Annotated in this window: 17 protein-coding genes, 1 tRNA gene and 1 riboswitch; of the genes, 3 read left to right on the top strand and 15 right to left on the bottom strand. The window is 42.9% G+C overall.

The features are described 5' to 3' along the window. Positions 1–135: 135 nt before the first annotated feature. From Q8W40_RS27440 to Q8W40_RS27410, 7 genes are all read right to left on the bottom strand, one after another. Positions 136–1,074, bottom strand: a complete 939-nt coding sequence (locus Q8W40_RS27440; protein WP_305402033.1) for a glutathione S-transferase family protein — start codon at positions 1,072–1,074, stop codon at positions 136–138. Positions 1,075–1,326: 252 nt separating this feature from the next. Next, positions 1,327–1,842 (bottom strand): hypothetical protein, encoded by a 516-nt coding sequence (locus Q8W40_RS27435; protein ID WP_305402032.1) that lies wholly within the window; start codon positions 1,840–1,842, stop codon positions 1,327–1,329. A 291-nt stretch (positions 1,843–2,133) separates the two neighbouring features. After that, positions 2,134–3,123 carry a murein tripeptide/oligopeptide ABC transporter ATP binding protein OppF gene (gene oppF, locus Q8W40_RS27430; RefSeq protein ID WP_305402031.1) on the bottom strand — a complete coding sequence of 330 codons (990 nt, stop codon included), beginning with the start codon at positions 3,121–3,123 and terminating at the stop codon, positions 2,134–2,136. Continuing rightward, the gene (locus tag Q8W40_RS27425; RefSeq protein WP_305402035.1) at positions 3,120–4,091 is read right to left on the bottom strand and encodes an ABC transporter ATP-binding protein; all 972 of its coding nucleotides are present in this window, start codon (positions 4,089–4,091) and stop codon (positions 3,120–3,122) included. Before Q8W40_RS27425 ends, oppF begins: the two co-directional genes overlap by 4 nt. A gap of 55 nt (positions 4,092–4,146) precedes the next feature. Then, on the bottom strand, positions 4,147–5,049 hold the full coding sequence (oppC, locus tag Q8W40_RS27420; protein ID WP_104403272.1) for an oligopeptide ABC transporter permease OppC: 903 nt from the start codon (positions 5,047–5,049) through the stop codon (positions 4,147–4,149). Between the two features lie 15 nt (positions 5,050–5,064). Next, positions 5,065–5,985 (bottom strand): oligopeptide ABC transporter permease OppB, encoded by a 921-nt coding sequence (oppB, locus tag Q8W40_RS27415; protein WP_104403273.1) that lies wholly within the window; start codon positions 5,983–5,985, stop codon positions 5,065–5,067. 103 nt (positions 5,986–6,088) lie between these two features. Then, entirely contained in the window at positions 6,089–7,723 is a 1,635-nt protein-coding gene (locus Q8W40_RS27410; protein WP_305402030.1) for an ABC transporter substrate-binding protein, read from the bottom strand. A 683-nt stretch (positions 7,724–8,406) separates the two neighbouring features. On the opposite strand from Q8W40_RS27410, the gene Q8W40_RS27400 reads away from it, so the two are divergent. Further along, positions 8,407–10,947 (top strand): glycosyl hydrolase family 18 protein, encoded by a 2,541-nt coding sequence (locus Q8W40_RS27400; protein ID WP_370693441.1) that lies wholly within the window; start codon positions 8,407–8,409, stop codon positions 10,945–10,947. A 262-nt stretch (positions 10,948–11,209) separates the two neighbouring features. On the opposite strand, the gene moaE is transcribed toward Q8W40_RS27400, so the two are convergent. From moaE to moaA, 5 genes are all read right to left on the bottom strand, one after another. Next, complete coding sequence (gene moaE, locus Q8W40_RS27395; protein WP_305402029.1) at positions 11,210–11,665, bottom strand: molybdopterin synthase catalytic subunit MoaE; 456 nt, start codon at positions 11,663–11,665, stop codon at positions 11,210–11,212. Between the two features lie 3 nt (positions 11,666–11,668). Beyond that, positions 11,669–11,914, bottom strand: coding sequence for a molybdopterin synthase sulfur carrier subunit (gene moaD, locus Q8W40_RS27390; protein WP_305402028.1), 246 nt, complete (start codon positions 11,912–11,914; stop codon positions 11,669–11,671). After that, positions 11,914–12,390 (bottom strand): cyclic pyranopterin monophosphate synthase MoaC, encoded by a 477-nt coding sequence (gene moaC / locus Q8W40_RS27385; protein WP_101111494.1) that lies wholly within the window; start codon positions 12,388–12,390, stop codon positions 11,914–11,916. Before moaC ends, moaD begins: the two co-directional genes overlap by 1 nt. A 10-nt stretch (positions 12,391–12,400) precedes the next feature. Continuing rightward, complete coding sequence (moaB, locus tag Q8W40_RS27380) at positions 12,401–12,913, bottom strand: molybdenum cofactor biosynthesis protein B (RefSeq protein WP_101111493.1); 513 nt, start codon at positions 12,911–12,913, stop codon at positions 12,401–12,403. A gap of 66 nt (positions 12,914–12,979) precedes the next feature. Then, on the bottom strand, positions 12,980–13,972 hold the full coding sequence (moaA, locus tag Q8W40_RS27375) for a GTP 3',8-cyclase MoaA (RefSeq protein WP_305402027.1): 993 nt from the start codon (positions 13,970–13,972) through the stop codon (positions 12,980–12,982). Further along, positions 13,960–14,103: riboswitch (molybdenum cofactor riboswitch) on the bottom strand. It overlaps the preceding gene by 13 nt. 210 nt (positions 14,104–14,313) lie before the next feature. On the opposite strand from moaA, the gene yvcK reads away from it, so the two are divergent. After that, positions 14,314–15,201 (top strand): uridine diphosphate-N-acetylglucosamine-binding protein YvcK, encoded by an 888-nt coding sequence (gene yvcK, locus Q8W40_RS27370; RefSeq protein WP_305402026.1) that lies wholly within the window; start codon positions 14,314–14,316, stop codon positions 15,199–15,201. On the opposite strand, the gene Q8W40_RS27365 is transcribed toward yvcK, so the two are convergent. The 3 genes from Q8W40_RS27365 to uvrB form a co-directional block, all read right to left on the bottom strand. Next, a complete protein-coding gene (locus tag Q8W40_RS27365) occupies positions 15,190–15,537 on the bottom strand; it encodes an Hpt domain-containing protein (RefSeq protein ID WP_305402025.1) in 348 nt (115 codons plus the stop codon). The two genes, yvcK and Q8W40_RS27365, sit on opposite strands and share 12 nt — an antisense overlap. A 30-nt stretch (positions 15,538–15,567) precedes the next feature. Next, on the bottom strand, positions 15,568–16,959 hold the full coding sequence (gene luxO, locus Q8W40_RS27360; protein WP_305402024.1) for a quorum-sensing sigma-54 dependent transcriptional regulator LuxO: 1,392 nt from the start codon (positions 16,957–16,959) through the stop codon (positions 15,568–15,570). 262 nt (positions 16,960–17,221) lie between these two features. Then, positions 17,222–19,252: an excinuclease ABC subunit UvrB gene (gene uvrB, locus Q8W40_RS27355; RefSeq protein ID WP_305402023.1), complete on the bottom strand. Its 2,031-nt coding sequence runs from the start codon at positions 19,250–19,252 to the stop codon at positions 17,222–17,224. A 530-nt stretch (positions 19,253–19,782) separates the two neighbouring features. Here uvrB and Q8W40_RS27350 point away from each other — a divergent pair. Continuing rightward, positions 19,783–19,858 (top strand) — tRNA-Asn (locus Q8W40_RS27350). Positions 19,859–20,177 lie beyond the last annotated feature (319 nt).

Here is a 20,177-nt window from a genome sequence, read left to right as displayed (position 1 = left end):
CGAGTGGCCAAAGGGAGCAGACTGTAAATCTGCCGGCACTGCCTTCGATGGTTCGAATCCGTCCCCCTCCACCATATAAAATAAAAAACCAGCTCATTGAGCTGGTTTTTTATTACCTGAATCTTGAGTATTTCTCTAATCCCTTCCGTGAGGGCTATCCAGATCCAACGCAGGCCCTTTTGGCACCACCTGAGTTGGGTTAATCCCTGTATGACTGAAGTAATAATGCCTTTTTATGTGTTCAAAATTGGTCGTTTCTTCAACGCCTTCAACCTGATACAGCTCTTTCAAATAGCCATGAATATTTGGGTAATCCGCGATGCGTTTCTTATTACATTTGAAATGCCCTACGTATACCGCATCGAAACGAACCAATGTGGTAAACAAGCGCCAGTCGGCTTCTGTAATCTGAGAGCCCGCTAAATAACGTTGAGAGGCTAACTGCTCTTCAACAGTATCCAATGCATCAAATAGCTGATCATACGCTTCTTCATAAGCTTCTTGCGTTGTTGCAAAGCCACAGCGATAAACACCATTGTTGATGTTTGGATAAACAAATTCGTTCCACTTCTCTATTTCTTTACGAAGTGATTCAGGGCAGTAGTCGTGATTATTGCCTGTCAGGGTATTAAATTCGCTATTGAACATCCTGATGATTTCAGAAGATTCATTGCTAACAATGGTTTTGGTTTTCTTATCCCAAAGAACAGGAACAGTTACCCTTCCCGTGTAGTCAGTTTTAGCTTGCGTGTACACTTGATGCATTCGAGTAAAACCGAATAGCTCTTCTGGCTGATCAAACTGCCAACCTTCAGAAAGCATGTCAGCACTCACTACGGATACCGAGATGTGTTCTTCTAACCCTTTAAGCTTTCGAAAAACTAACGTTCGATGCGCCCAAGGACAAGCTAACGAGACGTATAGGTGATACCGTCCCGACTCGGGCTGAAATTCGGCATTTGGTTTATCTTCGATCCAATGGCGAAAACCCGCGTCTTCTCGAACAAATTTTCCATTACTTGCTTTTGTGTCATACCAAACATCATGCCAAACGCCTTCAACTAACTTACCCATGTTTTTGTCCTTCTCTGACGGTTTTCTTTTTTTGAACATAGTCAACTCGACACAAAAGTCATTTATCAAAAACTTTAGGGTCTGGTTGATTAGGGGTTTAGTTTACGTATGCCTGATGTAGAAACGACCACTGTGTACCGTTCAACTTCATCGAAATATTTGAATAAGCAGCCGTACAACTTCAAAAATAGGGACTACAAATAAGGGCCGAAAAAAGTCAGCCCTTAGATATTTTGTTGACTGCTGATACATTTAATCAGGGATTGGAGAGCCAATACTCGAGCAATCGGCAATGAACTCTGCTTTAGGGTGGCGATTCAAAATTTCTTCAACTCGGTGTGCTTGATCGCGCTCAACATCGATAACAATAACCACGTCGCCATCATCAAGGTGTTGATTAAACAAACTCATAAAGTAATTGTCGAACGAACCACCAGTCATTTTCACGATAACAGTTGTTGTAATGGCGATAATGCAAATCAAAGCAAACGGAACAAAACTGGAAGAAGCAAACAAGTTAGTGAAGAACGTTAGAAAAAGGATAAGGACGCCAGCGGCAACCGCTCCGGCTATCAAGGCCTTTTGTGTTCCTGAAATGATATGAGCGCTTTCAAGGGATGCTCCACCATGCAAGTGATGAGTGTTAATCCCATTGTCATCCCGACTTAATACATAGAAATGGTGATCATCAATTCCATTTGCGTGTACTTCATCAGAGATTTCTTCTGCATCGTCTAAATCTTTAGTGATGTAATACAGTCTTTTCATATGAGCCTCCAGCGCACTGAATAAAGCGTATTCATGCTTAACTAATAGTACATTCTTACTCTCAAATAAACTTTTGTAAAACATTTTATTTACATTCCGTTTACATTTAAATGTTAATGCAACAAATGATACGTAGTTTTTGAATGTGGAATTCAAGCTTTGGGATTGAAATATCGTATAAATTTAGGCGGTAACAAGAGGAAGAGTTGGATAAAAAGAAGGCTAAGATGTTTTGCACAAAAAAAGCGCGGTCCACAAAGGCACCGCGCTTAAGCCTGTCACAGGCTGAATTTAGTTAACCATAAAACAAGAAACGGCATGTACGTCGTCTCCCGTAATTTCTGGCTTTTTCTGCGAACACGCTTCCGTCGCTTCAGGGCAACGCGTACGGAAGACACAACCTGAAGGTGGGTTCATTGGAGAAGGAAGATCGCCCTCAAGCATATCTATCTTCTTCTTACGTTCGAGTTCTGGATCAGGGATAGGTACCGCAGACATCAGTGCACGCGTATATGGATGCTTTGGTTCAGCAAACAACGCTTTAGATTCACCAAGCTCAACGGCATTACCCAAGTACATAACCAAAACACGGTCGGAGATATGCTTAACAACAGAAAGGTCGTGGGCAATGAAAACCAAACTTAGCCCAAGCTCTTTTTGAAGCTCTTTCAACAAGTTAACAACCTGTGCCTGAATGGAAACATCAAGTGCTGATACAGGTTCATCACAAATGATCATTCTAGGGCGAAGAATTAGTGCACGTGCAATACCGATACGCTGACACTGACCGCCAGAAAATTCGTGTGGGTAGCGGTTGATTACATTCGGTAGCAGACCCACTTTCGTCATCATTTCGCGAACACGTTCTTTGACTTCATTCGCTGATAGCTCTGGATAAAATGTCTCCAGTGGCTCAGCAATGATGTCTCCGATTGTCATACGCGGGTTCAGTGAAGCCAAAGGATCTTGGAATATCATTTGGATTTCTTTACGCGTATTACGTCGCTGAACGTTTTGCATTTTGGTTAAGTCTTGCCCTAACCATACCACCTCACCCTCTGTCGCTTCGACTAATCCGATCACGGCACGAGCAAAGGTAGATTTACCACATCCAGACTCCCCTACCACACCGAGCGTTTCACCTTCGTAAAGGCGAATGTTTACGCCATCAACGGCTTTAAGAGGTGTGGGCTTAGACCAAGGCCATGCAGACTTGGGGGCAATGCTAAAGTGTACTTTTAAATCTTTAACATCAAGCAATAACTTTTTTTCATCACTCATCGCTTCCAAGCCTCCCAATCAGAAAAACATGCTCTTTGACGTCCATCACCAAAGTTAACCAGCTCAGGTGCATCAGTCATACACTTATCTGTCACTCGATGACAGCGCTCTTGGTAAGGGCAGCCTGGAGGCAAACGAAGCAAGTTAGGTGGGTTTCCTGGAATCGTTGGCAAAATTTCGCCTTCGGTATCCAAGCGCGGAATGGCTTTTAACAATCCTTCAGCATAAGGATGGCTAGGATTGTAAAAGATTTCATTGACTGAACCGTACTCCATGGTACGACCCGCATACATGACAAGAACTTTGTCGCACGAACCTGCTACTACGCCCAAATCATGAGTAATCATAATGATAGCGGTGTTGAACTCGCTCTTAAGCTCATTCAAGAGGTCCATGATTTGAGCCTGAACCGTTACATCTAATGCTGTAGTAGGTTCATCTGCAATCAACAGTTTCGGACGACACAATAGCGCCATTGCAATCATAACGCGCTGTCGCATACCGCCCGAAAACTCATGTGGGTACATGGTGATACGCTTACGAGCTTCAGGTATTTTAACGGCATCTAACATACGAACAGACTCTTCGAATGCTTCCGATTTTCCCATGCCCTTGTGCAGCATCAACACTTCCATCAGCTGATCGCTGACTTTCATGTATGGGTTGAGTGAAGTCATAGGGTCTTGAAAGATCATCGCTATCTGTTCTGCTCGAACGCGATTAAGCTCGCTTTCAGGCAGGTTCAGAATTTCGCGACCTTCAAACTTTGCACTACCAGAGATAATGCCGTTTTTAGCAAGAAGCCCCATGATGGCGAATACAGTTTGGGATTTACCCGAGCCAGATTCGCCTACGATACCAAGGGTTTCCCCTTGGCTCAGAGAAAAATTCAGATCATTGACTGCGGTGACGATACCATCTTGCGTGGTAAATTCGACTCGCAGATCTTTAACATCTAACAAGCTCATCATTGCTTTCCTGTGTAATTTTTAATTGCTCTAAAAGGATCCGATAATTATTTTTTTATCTATCTTTTGGATCCAGTGCGTCACGCAGGCCGTCACCGACATAGTTAAAGCAGAATAGAGTCACAACCATAAATGCGGCTGGGAACGCTAGCTGCCAAATAGCTACTTCCATCGTTTGTGAACCTTCCTGAAGCAAAGCGCCCCAGCTCGTCATCGGCTCTTGTACACCAAGACCTAGGAACGATAGGAAAGATTCGGTTAAGATCATACTAGGGATAAGAAGGGTTGAATAAACCGCTACAATACCCAGTACGTTAGGCACAATATGACGAGTAATGATCTTCCAATTACTTACACCACAAACATGTGCCGCTTCGATAAATTCTTTGCTTCGAAGGCTAAGAGTTTGACCACGTACAATACGTGCCATGTCTAGCCATGCAATTGCACCAATCGCAACGAAGATAAGTACAATGTTACGACCGAAGAAGGTAACCAATACGATTACCAAGAACATAAATGGTACTGCGTACAGGATTTCTAGGATCCGCATCATGATACGGTCGGTTTTACCACCGATGAAACCTGAAGCTGCACCGTAAAGTGTACCAATAGTCACGGCAACCAATGCACCTAGTACACCTACCATTAGTGAGATTCGACCACCAATCAGCGTACGTACATATATATCGCGACCTAGGCTATCTGTACCAAACCAGTGTTCCGCATTTGGACCAACGTGCATCGCATACCAATCGGTATCGTCGTATGCAAAAGGTGCAAACATTGGCAGAAATACTACAGCCATTGTCATTACAAATAAGATAGCTAAGCTCACCATCGCCGCTTTATTGCGCATAAAACGGATTCTGGCGTCTTGCCATAAGCTGCGACCTTCTACTTCTAAGTCCTTAGAGAACTTTTCAATCGCATCAAGATTTTCTTTTTTAGTCAACATATCAATCCGGTCCCTTTAGTAGCGAATTTTCGGGTCAATCATAGCTAGCAAAATATCAACAATTGCGTTGAATAGAATGAATAAGAAACCAATTAAGATGGTTACACCCATTACTAGCGAGTAGTCGCGGTTGAATGCTGCGTTTACGAAGAGTTTACCAATGCCTGGTAGACCAAAAATAGTTTCGATTACAACGGAACCTGTGATGATACCTACGAAAGCAGGTCCCATGTAAGACACAACTGGGAGGAGAGCTGGACGCAAAGCGTGTTTAACAACAATGTAGCGATAGCTCAAACCTTTCGCACGAGCTGTGCGGATAAAGTTACTGTTCAACGTTTCGATCATGCTACCTCGCGTGATACGAGCGAATGTAGCAACATAGAGGAGTGACATACCTATAACAGGAAGAACCAAGTATTTTAAGCTGCCATCATGCCAACCACCAGCGGGGAAAAGGTTCCAATGCAGGGAGAATAGATAGATGAGCGCTGGAGCGAGCACAAAGGATGGCATTACAACACCGAGCATTGCCGTCGACATTATGGTGTAGTCCACCCAAGTATTCTGTTTGAGTGCTGCTATCGTGCCGACGGATACCCCCATTATGACGGTAAAGATAAAGGCGATAAAACCGACTTTAGCAGATACAGGTAATGCACCGTAAATCAGCTCATTAACCGAATAATCTAGGTATTTGAATGAAGGACCAAAATCACCTTGTACAACGTTAGTTAAGTACGTGGTGTATTGTTCAAGTACTGGTTTATCCAAACCATATTTCGCTTCAATATTCGCCATTACTTCTGGTGGTAATGGTTTCTCGCTTGAAAACGGGTTCCCTGGCGCAAAGCGCATTAGAAAGAAGGATACAGTAATCAACACCAACATCGTTGGAATCGCTTCGAATATCCGTTTCATAATGAATTTAAGCATAAACTCACTCTTTCAGTCTGTGACAATGAATAATAGAAAAGACGCTGCATGTGACTCTCACATGCAGTGTCCGTGTTATTTATAATTTTATCAGCGGAGGTGATTACTTCGCTTTGATGTAGAGATCTTTAGAGTAGATCTTCTCTTCTGCGTTGTTTGATGGGAAACCACCAACGTGAGGGTTTAGCAAACGTGCACGTACATATTGGTAAATTGGAGCGATTGGCATCTCTTTAGCAATCAGATCTTCTGCTTGCACGTAAAGAGCTGTACGCTCAGCGTCTGAAGTAGACTTAAGTGCTTTGTCGATCAAAGCATCATATTCTTTATTACCCCAGTGCTGACCAGCAGTCGTGTTCTTACTAACCATTAGAGTTAGGAATGACGAAGCTTCGTTGTAGTCACCACACCAACCTGCGCGTGATACTTCGAAGTCACCCTGATCTTTAGTAGATAGGTAAGTTTTCCACTCTTGGTTTTCAAGTGTTACGTTTAGACCTAACGTTTTCTTCCACATTGAACCTAACGCTACCGCAATTTTCTTGTGGTTTTCGTTAGTGTTGTAAAGAAGAGTGAACTTAAGTGGGTTGCCTTTACCGAAACCAGCTTCTTCAAGAAGACGTGCTGCTTCTGCATTACGCTCTTTCTGAGACATTTTTGCGAACTCAGGTAACTCAGGGTTGAAACCAGCTGTGATTTCAGGAGTTAGGAAGTAAGCAGGCTTTTGACCTTGAGCCAAAATAGCATCGGTTACGATGTTACGGTCGATAGCGTAAGAAATCGCTTTACGAACACGCACATCATCAAACGGCTTCTTCTTCGTGTTGAACGAGTAGTAGTAAGTACACAAGCTGCCTTCTACAGAAACAGACTCTGGGTACTCTTTCTTAAGACGCTTAAAGTGCTCAACAGGAAGAGCAGAAGAAGTGAAGTCCAATTCACCAGATAGGAAACGGTTCATTTCCGCTACTTGGTTTTCAATAGGAAGGAACGTCACTTGATCAAGAACGGTTTTCTCGTTGTCCCAGTAGCTTGGGTTACGCTTAAGAACCATACGCTCATTAAGAACCCATTTGTCTACAACAAATGCACCGTTACCAACGAAGTTTGCAGGTTTTGTCCACTGATCACCATGTTTTTCGATAGTGCCTTTGTGAACAGCCTTAGTTGTAGTATGACCAGTCATCATGACAAAGTAAGGAACTGCAGTTTCCAGTTGAACCTCTAGAGTATGATCATCTAGCGCTTTAACACCCAATGTACTTTTGTCTTTTTTCCCTGCAACGATGTCTGCAGCGTTAACCATCTTGGTGTATTCCATGTACCAAGCATATGGTGAAGCTGTAGCTGGATCGACAGAACGCTGCCAACTGTAAACGAAATCTTGCGCTGTCACAGGATCGCCATTTGACCATTTAGCATCTTTACGTAGGTGGAAAACAAAAGTTTTGTTATCAGCAGTTTCCCAGTGTGTTGCTACACCAGGAATAGTATTGCCATCAGCATCTTGGTTTACAAGACCTTCCAATAGGTCACGAATAACGTGAGACTCTGGAACACCTTGTGATTTGTGTGGGTCGATAGTTGCTACTTCAGTACCGTTACCACGAACCAGTTCCTGAACCTTCGCTAATTTTGTGCCTGCTGGAACATCAGCAGCAAGAGAGGAGAACGAAGAGGCAGCCACTGCCATACCAGCACCTAGAAGAAGTGCTTGAGTGATTTTGTTCTTATACATGCATTAAACTCCAAGTTTTTTTGATTGCATCCATGACTTCTTCTCTAGTTGCCAGAACGGAGGGCATTTAGAAAAATTTAGCGCAAAAAGCGTACAGCGTTTTCTAAACCTAAAGAAGATTGCGCAACACACTACCAATCATTGAAGTAATTTGCCATAAAAATGTAGTAAAAAACCGTTTAATTTTTGGGAATACGGCATTTTTCAGACAATTACTCTGATAACTTTAAAAATAGTGGTTCAAACACATTTAGATAGTGCCCAAGCCAAACATAGAAACCAAATTGTTCTAAAAATGAGCAATACTGTAGAATCTTATACTATATTTAAACAAAAACTTAACACTATATACAAATCAAGTCGATTGGCACCCCACAAAACACCACAATCTTTCAACGTAAACGTGACAATAGTCACTCCCGTTTTCAGGAGTAGTGCAAAAATTCATAAGTGCAACACAAGCATGTCAGGTTTTATAAAAAATCGAGGCACAATCACTTTTTTTGTAACGCATAAGAAACTAATTTTTACTTTTTTTATATCGATTCAAAAGCATTTTATTTTTCTTTGTCAAAACTTTGCCTCTCATAAACACTGATTCGGATGGTTGCAATTATGACCATCAAATCTTTCGCCTCTGCATTTTTGAGGCAGTTATTTATACAAGGAATGAGAGAAATACAATGAGACATCTAAGCTTATGCGCTATTGGTGTTGGATTAGCACTATCAGGGTCTGTAATCGCTGCACCAGCAGCTCCGACTATTGATCTTGATGGTTCTAACAACCTGCAATTTTCAAAAATTCAGTTAGAAATGCAATCCTTAAAAGGGTATCACCAAATGGTGAATTATAAGGATCTTGCAGACATCACCATTAAGTTTAATCAATGGTCTGGTGTAACAGGAGACACCTACAAAATCTTCTTTGACGGCATAGAAGTAAGTTCTGGCCCAATAGCTGGTAGTACGACAACAGCGAGTTTCCAGTATGGTAAAGGCGGTCGTTACTCTCTAGAGATTGCAGCATGTGATGCAACGGGTTGTTCAAAATCGGCACCTAGCGAGATTGTCGTTGCTGATACCGACGGTGCACACTTAAAACCACTTCCAATGAACGTGGACCCTAACAACAAAACGTACGCTACCGATCCAAATACTGTTGTGGGTACTTATTTTGTTGAGTGGGGAATCTACGGTCGTGATTTCACCGTGGATAATATCCCAGTCGACAACCTGACACATATTCTTTATGGCTTCATCCCAATTTGTGGTCCAAATGATTCCTTGAAGAAAGACAACCCTAGCGGCCATGGAATGTTGCAAACGCTATGTACTGGCGTTAACAACTACGAAGTTGTTGTGCATGACCCATGGGCAGCGTTTATGAAAGGGTTTAGCCAAGCTGGTCACCAATACGCTGATCCTATTAAAGGAAACTACGCCATGTTGATGGCGCTAAAACAGCGTAACCCGGATCTAAAAATTGTTCCTTCTATCGGTGGCTGGACACTATCCGACCCATTCCATGGATTCACTGAGAAAGCAAACCGAGATATCTTCGTTGCGTCTGTTAAGAAATTCCTTAAAACATGGAAGTTCTACGATGGCGTTGATATCGACTGGGAATTCCCAGGTGGTGGCGGTCCAAACGGCAACCTAGGTGACCCTGTTAATGACGGCCCTGCGTACGTTGCACTGATGCAAGAATTGCGCACTATGCTTAACGCGCTAGAAGCAGAGACAGGTCGTACTTACGAGCTAACTTCTGCAATCGGTGTTGGTTACGACAAACTGGAAGACGTGGATTACGCAGCAGCAGTTCAACACATGGACTACATCTTTGCGATGACTTACGACTTCTACGGTGCATGGAGCAATTCTCCAGGTCATCAGACAGCACTTAACTGTGGTAAGTTCATGCGCCCTGGTCAGTGTGATGGAACTGGTACAGATGCTGATGGCGTACCTTACAAAGGTCCTGCATACACTACTGACAATGCAATTCAAATCCTTCTAGCTCAAGGTGTTCCTGCAAACAAACTGGTTGTTGGTACAGCGATGTACGGTCGTGGTTGGGATGGTGTAATGCCTTCAACGCTTACAGACCCTACTGATCCAATGACAGGTACTGGTACTGGTGCATTAACTGGTACAGAAGCTCAAGGTGTATGGCAAGACGGTGTTATCGACTACAAAGGCATTAAGACACACATGCTTGGCGCTAACAAGCAAGGTGTAAATGGCTATGAGTACGGATATGACGAACTAGCTGAAGCTCCTTACGTATGGAACCGTTCAAACGGTAAACTCATCACATTTGATGATGACCGTTCTGTAAAAGCGAAAGGTGCTTACGTTCGTAGTCTAGGTCTTGCAGGTCTATTCTCTTGGGAAATCGATGCGGATAACGGCGACATCCTAAATGCTATGCACGAAGGTCTTGCAACTACCGTAGGTAACCGCACTCCTGTTGCAAAAGCGGGTGCTGATGTTTCTGTAGAAGGTCCAGCAAAAGTAACGCTTGATGCAAGTGCTTCTAAAGATCTTGATGGTACAATCGCAAGCTACGCTTGGACACAAGTATCGGGTCCAGCGGTCGCTATCACTAGTGCAAATGCTGCGGTAGCTTCTGTTGATTTCGCAGCTGTAACGGCTACTCAAACTTACGTGTTTGAAGTAACGGTAACAGATAACGAAGGCGCAGTAGCAACTGACCGTGTCGCTGTTACTGTAAGTGCTAAAGGCGTGAACAATGTTCCAGTAGCAGCAGTTTCGGCTCCAGCACAAGTAAGCGCTGGCGCTACAGTAGTGGTTGACGCAAGTGCTTCAACGGATGCTGACAATGACACTCTAACTTACACTTGGGATGTTCCAGCAGGTCTAAATGCGACAGTTCAAGGTTCAAAAGTAACCTTTACTGCTGCTAGCTACAATGTAGATACAACATTGAACTTCTCTGTATCTGTAAGTGATGGCAAAGCGTCAAGCTCCGCTCAAGCTGCAGTTCTAGTTAAGAAAAACGTTGTAGACCCAACTTGTGATGTAACAGGTATCAACGTATACCCTAACTGGCCACAAGTAGACTGGGCAGGTAACCCTAACCACGCTAAAACAGGTGACCAATTGGTTCACAACGGTGTTATCTACAAAGCAAACTGGTACACCACTTCTGTACCAGGTTCTGACGGTAGCTGGTCTACTGTTTGTACCGTAGCTAAGTAACAAATAGCTAGGTAAAAAAAACATTGAGCTTATGTTCTGCATAAGCTCAAAATAAAAAAGAAACCGGTCAGAGAAATCTCCACTGACCGGTTTCCTTATTTTTGATTGCAGAACTCTTTTAGACAACGTTCTTGAAACAGAGTTTTTGAAGGGAAAACTTTTGAAAGCTGACTTTTAGAAAGAAAGACCTTTTGTAACGTCAAGTAATTAACGTTAGTTGGCTAACCTATTACCCCCTATCAAACCATATCAAATCAGCGGACTATTTTTGTTCCCATCGGTTTGCTGCTAATGCATCAGACTCGCGAGACTCAACCCATCTAACTGAATCCGTAGTGCGCTCCTTTTTCCAAAATGGTGCTTTGGTTTTAAGGAAATCCATCACAAACTCACAAGCATCAAACGCATCACCACGGTGCGCACTGGAAACACCAACGAATACAATTTGATCGCCAATATCGAGATCCCCTACTCTGTGAATAACAGTCATCGCTTCAATGTTCCAACGCTGTTTGGCTTGCTCACAGATATCGAGTAGGGATTTTTCAGTCATCCCTGGGTAATGTTCGAGAGATAGCCCAACAACATTATCCCCTAGATTCATATCTCTCACTTTTCCAACAAACGTAACCACAGCGCCCGCCGAAGTGCCTGTTGCCAGTCGATCATATTCATCAGAAAGAGAGAAATCATTAATCTGAACAGATACATTTACCATTCATTATCCTCCTGTAACAGGCGGAAAGAATGCGACCTCATCACCATGTTTCAGAGGTGAATCTAATGGACAAAGTGTCTGATTAATAGCGACAAGCAACTTACCGGCCTCCAGTGCCAATGCCCACTTATCACCTTTTTTCTCAAGGTGAGATCGCAGTTCTTCAGCCGTTTCAAACGTCGCGTCAAGTTCGAGTTCATCTACGCCAATTAACTCACGAGTTTGAGCAAAAAATAGAACTTTTATCATTAGTCCACCTTAAAATGACCAGACTTGCCACCCGTTTTTTCAAGTAACCTGACTTGGCTGATAACCATGTCTTTTTGAACCGCTTTACACATATCGTAGATGGTTAAAGCTGCAATGGAAGCCGCTGTTAACGCTTCCATCTCTACACCAGTTTTTCCTGCCAGTTTACAAACAGATTCAATCCTAACTTTATTTTCCGATTCAATTGCTTCGAGTTGAACTTCAACTTTAGACAAGAGCAATGGGTGACAAAGTGGAATCAGATCCCATGTTTTCTTTGCTGCTTGAATACCAGCAATACGTGCCGTAGCAAACACGTCACCTTTATGATGTGAGCCAGAAACAATCAATTGAAGTGTTTCTGGTGACATGTGGACGAAGGCTTCTGCGCGGGCTTCTCGAACCGTGTCATTTTTTGAAGACACATCAACCATGTTCGCCTCGCCAGAAGCATTAATATGGGTAAATTGATTCATGATGCTCCTCTTATTTGCTGAGGTGAGGCATAAAATTGCATGGACGATGGCTGGCATCCATTTGTTGCTTAATGATCTTTGTCCATGCTGTACGGCATGCTCCAGTCGAGCCAGGCATTGCGAAAATCACCGTGTGATTAGCAAACCCTGCAATAGCGCGGGATTGAATGGTTGACGTACCTATCTCTTCATAAGAAACCGCACGGAACAGTTCACCAAACCCTTCGACTTGCTTATCGAATAATGGAACAAGCGCTTCAGGGGTACTATCGCGAGAAGTAAATCCTGTACCACCAGTAATCATTATCGCTTGAATCGTATCGTCAGCAATCCACTTTGAGACGACAGCACGGATTTGATACATATCGTCAATAACGATGCTTTTATCGGCAAGATTATGACCAGCTTCTTGCAAGTGCTCAGCCAAATAGCCACCAGAGGTATCATTCTCTTCCGTTCGGGTATCAGAAACCGTTAAAACAGCAATATTTGCAGGTTCAAATTTACTTTCAGCGTGCCCCATTTGCTCACCTTACGTGTTATAGATTGAAATTGTTTACTGGCGGGAATCCACCAGCGTTTAAATTATTTAGCCGCCGATAGATGCGAGGTGTGGTGTCATACCTGAGTTTCCATCGTGCAAAAAATGGCTAACAGATTTAGTTTGTAACTGCTCAGAAATGCGATTTATTAGCTCAATATCCTGATGATCGTGTTGTAATAAATCTCTTAACTCAACACCATGCTCACCGAACAAGCACAAATGCAACTTACCTTTAGCCGATACTCTTAATCGGTTACAGCTTTCGCAGAAATCTTTTTCATACGGCATGATAAGCCCTATTTCCCCTTGGTAGTCAGGGTGAATAAAGACTTGAGCTGGACCGTCATTAAGCGCTTTCGGCTTGAGCAGCCAACCATTAGCAATGAGATGATTGCGAATACTTACGCCAGATTGATGATGGTGTTTAAACAACTCATCCATCTCTCCTGTTTGCATAAGCTCAATAAACCGAAGTTGAATCGGTCTATCTTTGATCCAATGCAAAAACGCGGGTAACTCACTACTGTTCAAATTTTTGAGCAGGACTGCATTCACTTTTACCTGCTCAAAGCCGACTTCAAATGCTTTATCGATCCCAGCCATGACTTGAGCGAATTTATTCTCACCAGTAATTTGATGGAACATTCTTGAGTCCAAGCTATCAACGCTTACATTTATGTTGGTAAGACCTGCCTCTCTCCATTCGCCAACCTGTTTCTCCATACGATACCCGTTGGTTGTAGTGGCAACCTTGCGAATACCTTGTGTTGAAGCAATCTCATGAATGATTTCGGTAAAATCCTTACGTAAAGTCGGTTCACCACCAGTAATGCGGACTTTATCCGTTCCACAACTAGCAAATGCATGAACCACACGTCGGATTTCGGGGATAGTTAAAAAAGATGAATTACGTTGCCCCGAAGGATGTTGATATCCATCAGGTAAACAGTATGTGCATTTAAAGTTACAAACATCAGTAACTGATAAGCGCAAGTAGTAAAACTTGCGATTGAATTTATCTTCGAATTGTTGCGCCACGGAACACCTTTCCAAACACGGGAGGCTTGTTCATTTCCAAACAAACCCTTGTGACCAAATTGCCACTGGCTGACACCTCTTATTCGCTAATTTGCGAACTTAGCAGTGAAAGCTCGGAGTTATGGCAGCCACGAAAGTACGTGGCAGCGTCTTAATAAAATACTTAATATTAGTGTGGGATACCAGTCAAAATTGCAAAAACTCGGGTTTGTGCAGCTTATTTGGTAGAAATTTAGCGATTCTGTAGGCAAAGTATCGAGCTATAAACACAGAATTTCTCTTATACCTCATCGAGGGTATACACTTTAATCAATAAAATAATATGCGATATAAGAACGACTATGACGCTATATAAAAACAAAAAAGTGGTCGCTATAGGCGGCGGACACGGTCTCGGAAGAATGTTGGCTGCGTTGAAAGATTTCGGTAACAACGCAACAGGTATTGTTACGACAACCGATAACGGTGGCTCTACTGGTCGAATTCGTGATTGCCAAGGCGGGATCGCCTGGGGTGATACACGAAATTGTATTAATCAGCTAATAACGGAACCTTCTATCGGTTCGATGATGTTTGAATACCGCTTCAAGGGTGTCGGCGAGTTAAATGACCACAATCTTGGTAACTTAATGCTCACCGCTTTAGATAACCTTTCAATCCGACCTCTAGAAGCAATTAATTTAATTAGAGATATGCTTAAAGTTGACGTCAATATCGTCCCAATGACCGAGCACCCCACAGATCTAACAGCGCTATCTGTCTCGGGTGAATGGGTACAAGGTGAAACCAGTGTCGATGAAACAGAGTATGACTTGCAACGTTTATACTTGGAGCCCCAAGTTCAAGCAACTAAGGAAGGGATAAAGGCCATTGAAGAAGCGAACTGTATTGTATTGGGACCTGGAAGTTTTCTTACAAGTATTATGCCTCCACTATTGCTTCCTGAGTTGGGTAAAGCGATAGCAAGAAACTCAACGGCTAAACTCGTGTTTGTCGAAAACTTATCGCCAGAATATGGCCCTGCTGGACGCATGACGCTACAAGAAAAACTCACTTGGTGCCAACGAGCTTGTGATGGTCGTGAGATAGACGTATTACTCGGAAAAGACGATTATGAGGCGTTCACTGGTGTACGTGAAATAGTCACCATTGATTTAGCTTCAGCCAATCATCAATGGCGACATGATAGAACTAAACTGCAGAAAGCAATAGAAAATCTATTGGGTTAATTTGAGAAATTCTTCTCGAGTTAGGTGCAAGCAGGTGATCATTGTTTCCCTATTTTCTGACGTGTTAATGTCTTCACCTGTTTTGTATCGAGCATCTAACCTTGTTGCAAATTCGCATAACCTTTCAGCACCAAAACTTGCTGCGCTGCTTTTCAGTGAATGGCTGATCGACTTCAATTGTTCCTCAGCTTCGCTTCGCTCGGACGGACCATTTGCTAGCGCCTCAGCGTAATCGACTAACTCTCCAATAAAAATAGAAAAAAGCATGGGAAGATTCTCTGCTCCGATGTCTCGACTCAACTCGTCTATTTTGTCTGTATTGACGACTGCTTTCATTCTGCCCTCTTAAACTTATTGTGTTTCTCTTTATTGCTCTTTCCAAGTTTGCAGCTTGCGATATAACGTAGACGGACTGACGTCTAGGTGACCGGCTGCCTTTGGAATATTACCTTCACAGGCTTCAATTGCTTGCTCTATCGCACTTTTTTCAGTAAGCCAAAGTGGTCGTATTTCTTCTATTGAGAGTTTAGTTGAAATTGAATCAGTTGCATTCACTTGTTTCAATTCTGATACCGAAGGCAAATTTAAGGGCGGCGGTAGCATATTAAGTGTGATCTCACTCCCATGGTTAAGTACCACAGCATTACGCAGCACGTTCTGCAACTGACGAACATTGCCAGGCCATTCGTAGTCAATAAATTTATCGAGTACTTGTTGGGAAAAACGCACAAAACCTTTCCCTTCTTCATGAGACATATGCCCAAGCAGTGAGTAAGCAATTTCTACTACATCTTCCCCACGATCTCTCAACGGCGGTAAATGCAACGGAATCACATAAAGTCGGTAATATAAATCCTCACGGAAACGCCCTTCTTGCACTTCTTTCCATGGGTCACGGTTAGTTGCACATACGAAACGTACATCCACACTTTTCATTTTGGAAGAGCCCACTTTTTGAAAAGTGCCCGTTTGGATAAATCGAAGCAGCTTGGTTTGAAGATCCAAGTCCATCTCACACAATTCATCCAAGAATAGAGTTCCACCATCGGCTAACTCGGCTGCACCTTGCCTATCCGTTGATGCACCTGTAAAGGCACCTTTAACATGACCAAAAAGCTCACTTTCTATGAGATCTTTAGGGATGGCAGCACAATTGATAGCAATGAAAGGACTATCACCACGTTTACTCGCAGCATGTATGGCTTCCGCACACACCTCTTTACCGGTACCACTTTCTCCAGTTATGAACAGTGAAGCTTTACTAGGGGCTGCGGAATCTATCGTTCGATAAACCGCCTGCATGGTCTGGCTACTGCCAATAAAGCGTTGATAGTTGTTATCAGGCTCACTGGTTGGAGAACGCAATTTCCCAGCTTTCCGAAGAGCATTATTAACCGTGACACGAAGCCTGTCGGCTTCGCATGGCTTAATAAGGAAATCCTGAGCACCCTTTCTCATCGCTTCAACTGCGGTATCAATTGAACCATGCGCAGTCATAAAAATGACAGGGACATCAGGGTAATTGGACTTTACTGACGAAAGGACATCCATCCCTGTCATGTCAGGTAGGCGTAAGTCGAGTAAAATGAGATCTGGAGTTCGATTTTCCAGACTTTTTATCGCATCTATCCCCGTTCCTACAATAGTAATATCCAAGCCAAGTGGATTAAGATAGGATCGGTATAACGCTGCGACCGAAGCTGTATCTTCTACCATGAGAAGATATTTAGGGTTCGGATTAGTTGTTGTGTCTTGCATAACCTAGCCGTTGCACTTTAATAATTTAATTGCAATATGAATCGCATTTTGCGAAAAATAATAGCCTAAACAGAATAAAATGTAAAAGAAAGGTTGAAATTAACATGGCACGCTATGTGCAACTTTATGTATGACCCTAATGGGTCACCTAGCCAACTGACGTTGTTAGTGAACAAAGTATTCACAAAATGAAGCCAATAGAACGATTTCTATTGGCTATTTTTTTGATTTAAATTCAGATCAAAAATCATCTCGAAAGACCCTAGCTGTTTGCTATAAATTGCGCTTTCAACTTTTCTATTTCATCTCGTTTTCCAGCCGCTAACTCAAACTCTAAGTTTTGAGCATGCTGATACATTTGACCTTCTAACTTCGAAATTTCTTTCTCTAACTGCTGGGGTGAAAGTACTTCATAGCTGTTCGATGGTTCTGCAACCTTAGATAAAGGCACTTGTTTGTTGTGACGTTTCCCTTTGGCTTTGGCGATATCGCCAAGCTCCATAATGTCTTTTACGTTAGTCTGAAGTGCTTGAGGCGTAATGCCTTGCTCTTCATTGTACATTTCCTGCTTCTCACGACGACGATTCGTTTCATCCATCGCTTTTTTCATGGATTTAGTAATCCTATCTCCATAGAGAATAGCCTTACCACTTAGGTTACGCGCTGCACGACCAATAGTCTGAATCAAAGAACGCTCCGAACGAAGGAAGCCCTCTTTATCAGCATCCAATATTGCAACCAAACTCACTTCGGGCATATCAAGCCCCTCTCGAAGTAAGTTAATCCCAACAAGCACGTCAAATTCACCTAAGCGGAGATCCCGGATAATCTCAACTCGCTCGACTGTATCGATATCAGAATGCAGGTAACGTACTTTTACGCCATGCTCGTGCAGATACTCCGTTAAATCTTCCGCCATTCGTTTAGTCAACGTCGTCACCAGAACGCGTTCACTTTTTTGACTGCGGATTCGAATTTCGGACAGTAGATCATCCACCTGCGTAGCAACGGGTCTAACTTCCAATTCGGGATCCAATAACCCTGTTGGGCGCACTACTTGATCGGCGATGTCATCAGCCGACTTTTCTAATTCGTAATTTCCAGGCGTCGCTGACACAAAAATAGTTTGAGGTGCGATAGACTCGAATTCTTCAAATTTCATCGGACGGTTGTCCAATGCGGAAGGTAATCGGAAACCAAATTCAACTAAGGTTTCTTTTCGCGAACGGTCGCCTTTATACATAGCGCCAATTTGAGGAACCGTAACGTGAGATTCGTCGATAACCAAAAGACCATCTGCAGGCAAATAGTCAAATAAGGTCGGCGGCGGCTCACCCTCATTTCTACCACTTAAATAACGAGAGTAGTTTTCAATACCGGAGCAAAACCCAAGTTCGGTCATCATTTCAATATCAAATTGAGTACGTTGCGAAATTCGCTGTTCTTCTAGAAGTTTATTATTTTCCATCAGATGCTTTTTACGTTGCTCAAGTTCGATTTTTATATCTTCAATAGCATCCAAGATTTTCTCACGAGGCGTAACGTAGTGGGTTTTCGGATAAATGGTAAATCTTGGAAGATCTCGTTGCTTAACTACGCCAGTCAGCGGATCAAATACACTAATACAGTCTACTTCATCATCAAACATTTCGATGCGCACCGCATCCTGCTCGGATTCTGCAGGGAATACATCAATAACTTCGCCGCGTACTCTAAATTGACCGCGCTCGAAAGCGACATCATTTCGAGAGTATTGAAGTTCAGCCAAGCGCCTTAGAATATCTCGCTGACCTATCACGTCCCCTCTCGTCACGTGGAGCATCATTTTTAGGTAACTGTCTGGGTCACCCAAACCATAGATGGCAGAAACCGATGCAACAATGATGGCGTCGTTTCTCTCCAGCAAAGCTTTCGTAGCTGACAAACGCATTTGCTCAATATGCGCGTTCACAGAGGCATCTTTCTCTATAAACGTATCCGTTGTTGGTACATAAGCTTCTGGCTGATAATAGTCGTAGTAAGAGACAAAATATTCGACCGCGTTATTTGGGAAAAAGGCTTTCATCTCCCCATACAATTGCGCGGCAAGCGTTTTATTTGGAGCAAGAAGAATCGCTGGTCGCTGAGACTCAGCAATAACATTCGCTAACGTAAATGTTTTACCCGATCCGGTCACACCTAAAAGCGTTTGATGTGCTAGCCCAGAGTCTAACCCGTCAAGAAGCTTTTTAATCGCAGTAGGTTGATCGCCAGAAGGTACATATTTGGAGACGAGATCGTACGTCTTGCTCATTTTTATTCCCTAACCTAAGTTTAACGGTATTGTCTTTCGGTTTAACTCTAGAGGCAATACATAGCACGACTAAAAGTCCGATCTACGGCACATTTACCGCTAGATACTGACAACGTTATCTGGTATCTTTTTTAGCCCTGTATAAAAACCCCGCAATAAAACACCATTTTTCATCCACGGCTTTTCCCCAAAATTTCGCTAGATATGTCGATACTGTCATCTAAGTGCATTTTTATTCACATCCACAGATCCAAGCTTTAAAAATACTTAAACCACATAGAATCAATTAATTAGAGTATCTTTATCGTCAATTTATTGCTCAGAAACTCTTTCTAAAATAGCCCAGAAAATAATTGTCAAAAATCAATTAACACAGTTATCCACAATTTTGGTGGATAAGTTCGATTAGGCTTTGCCGTGCAAGGGTTATGTGATTGTAAAGATTTTTTTTAAGATTTTTTTCTCAAATCTTTCTCGTTGAGTGTTGACAGAAAATTGCTGTGTCGATAGTATGCGCACCACACAATTGTTCCCCCTTAGTTCAGTTGGTAGAACGGCGGACTGTTAATCCGTATGTCGCAGGTTCGAGTCCCGCAGGGGGAGCCAAAATTCTAAAAGCCATGTCGAAAGACGTGGCTTTTTTCGTTTGTAGCGACTGGTTTGTACCAAACCAATGTCTCAGAGCTCGCCGCCCACGTTGAGTCCCGTCAAAGGGAGCCAAAACTCCAAAAGCTATGTCGAAAGACGTGGCTTTTTTCGTTTGTAGCGACTGGTTTGTTCCAAACCAATGTCTCAGAGCTCGCCGCCCACGTTGAGTCCCGTCAAAGGGAGCCAAGATTCCAAAAGCCATGTCGAAAGACGTGGCTTTTTTCGTTTGTAGCGACTGGTTTGTTCCAAACCAATGTCTCAGAGCTCGCCGCCCACG

Source organism: Vibrio penaeicida (assembly GCF_030689305.1).
Lineage (GTDB): Bacteria > Pseudomonadota > Gammaproteobacteria > Enterobacterales > Vibrionaceae > Vibrio > Vibrio penaeicida_B.
The sequence above is the reverse complement of the archived record's forward strand: the minus strand, read 5'-3'. Positions and strand labels throughout refer to the sequence as shown.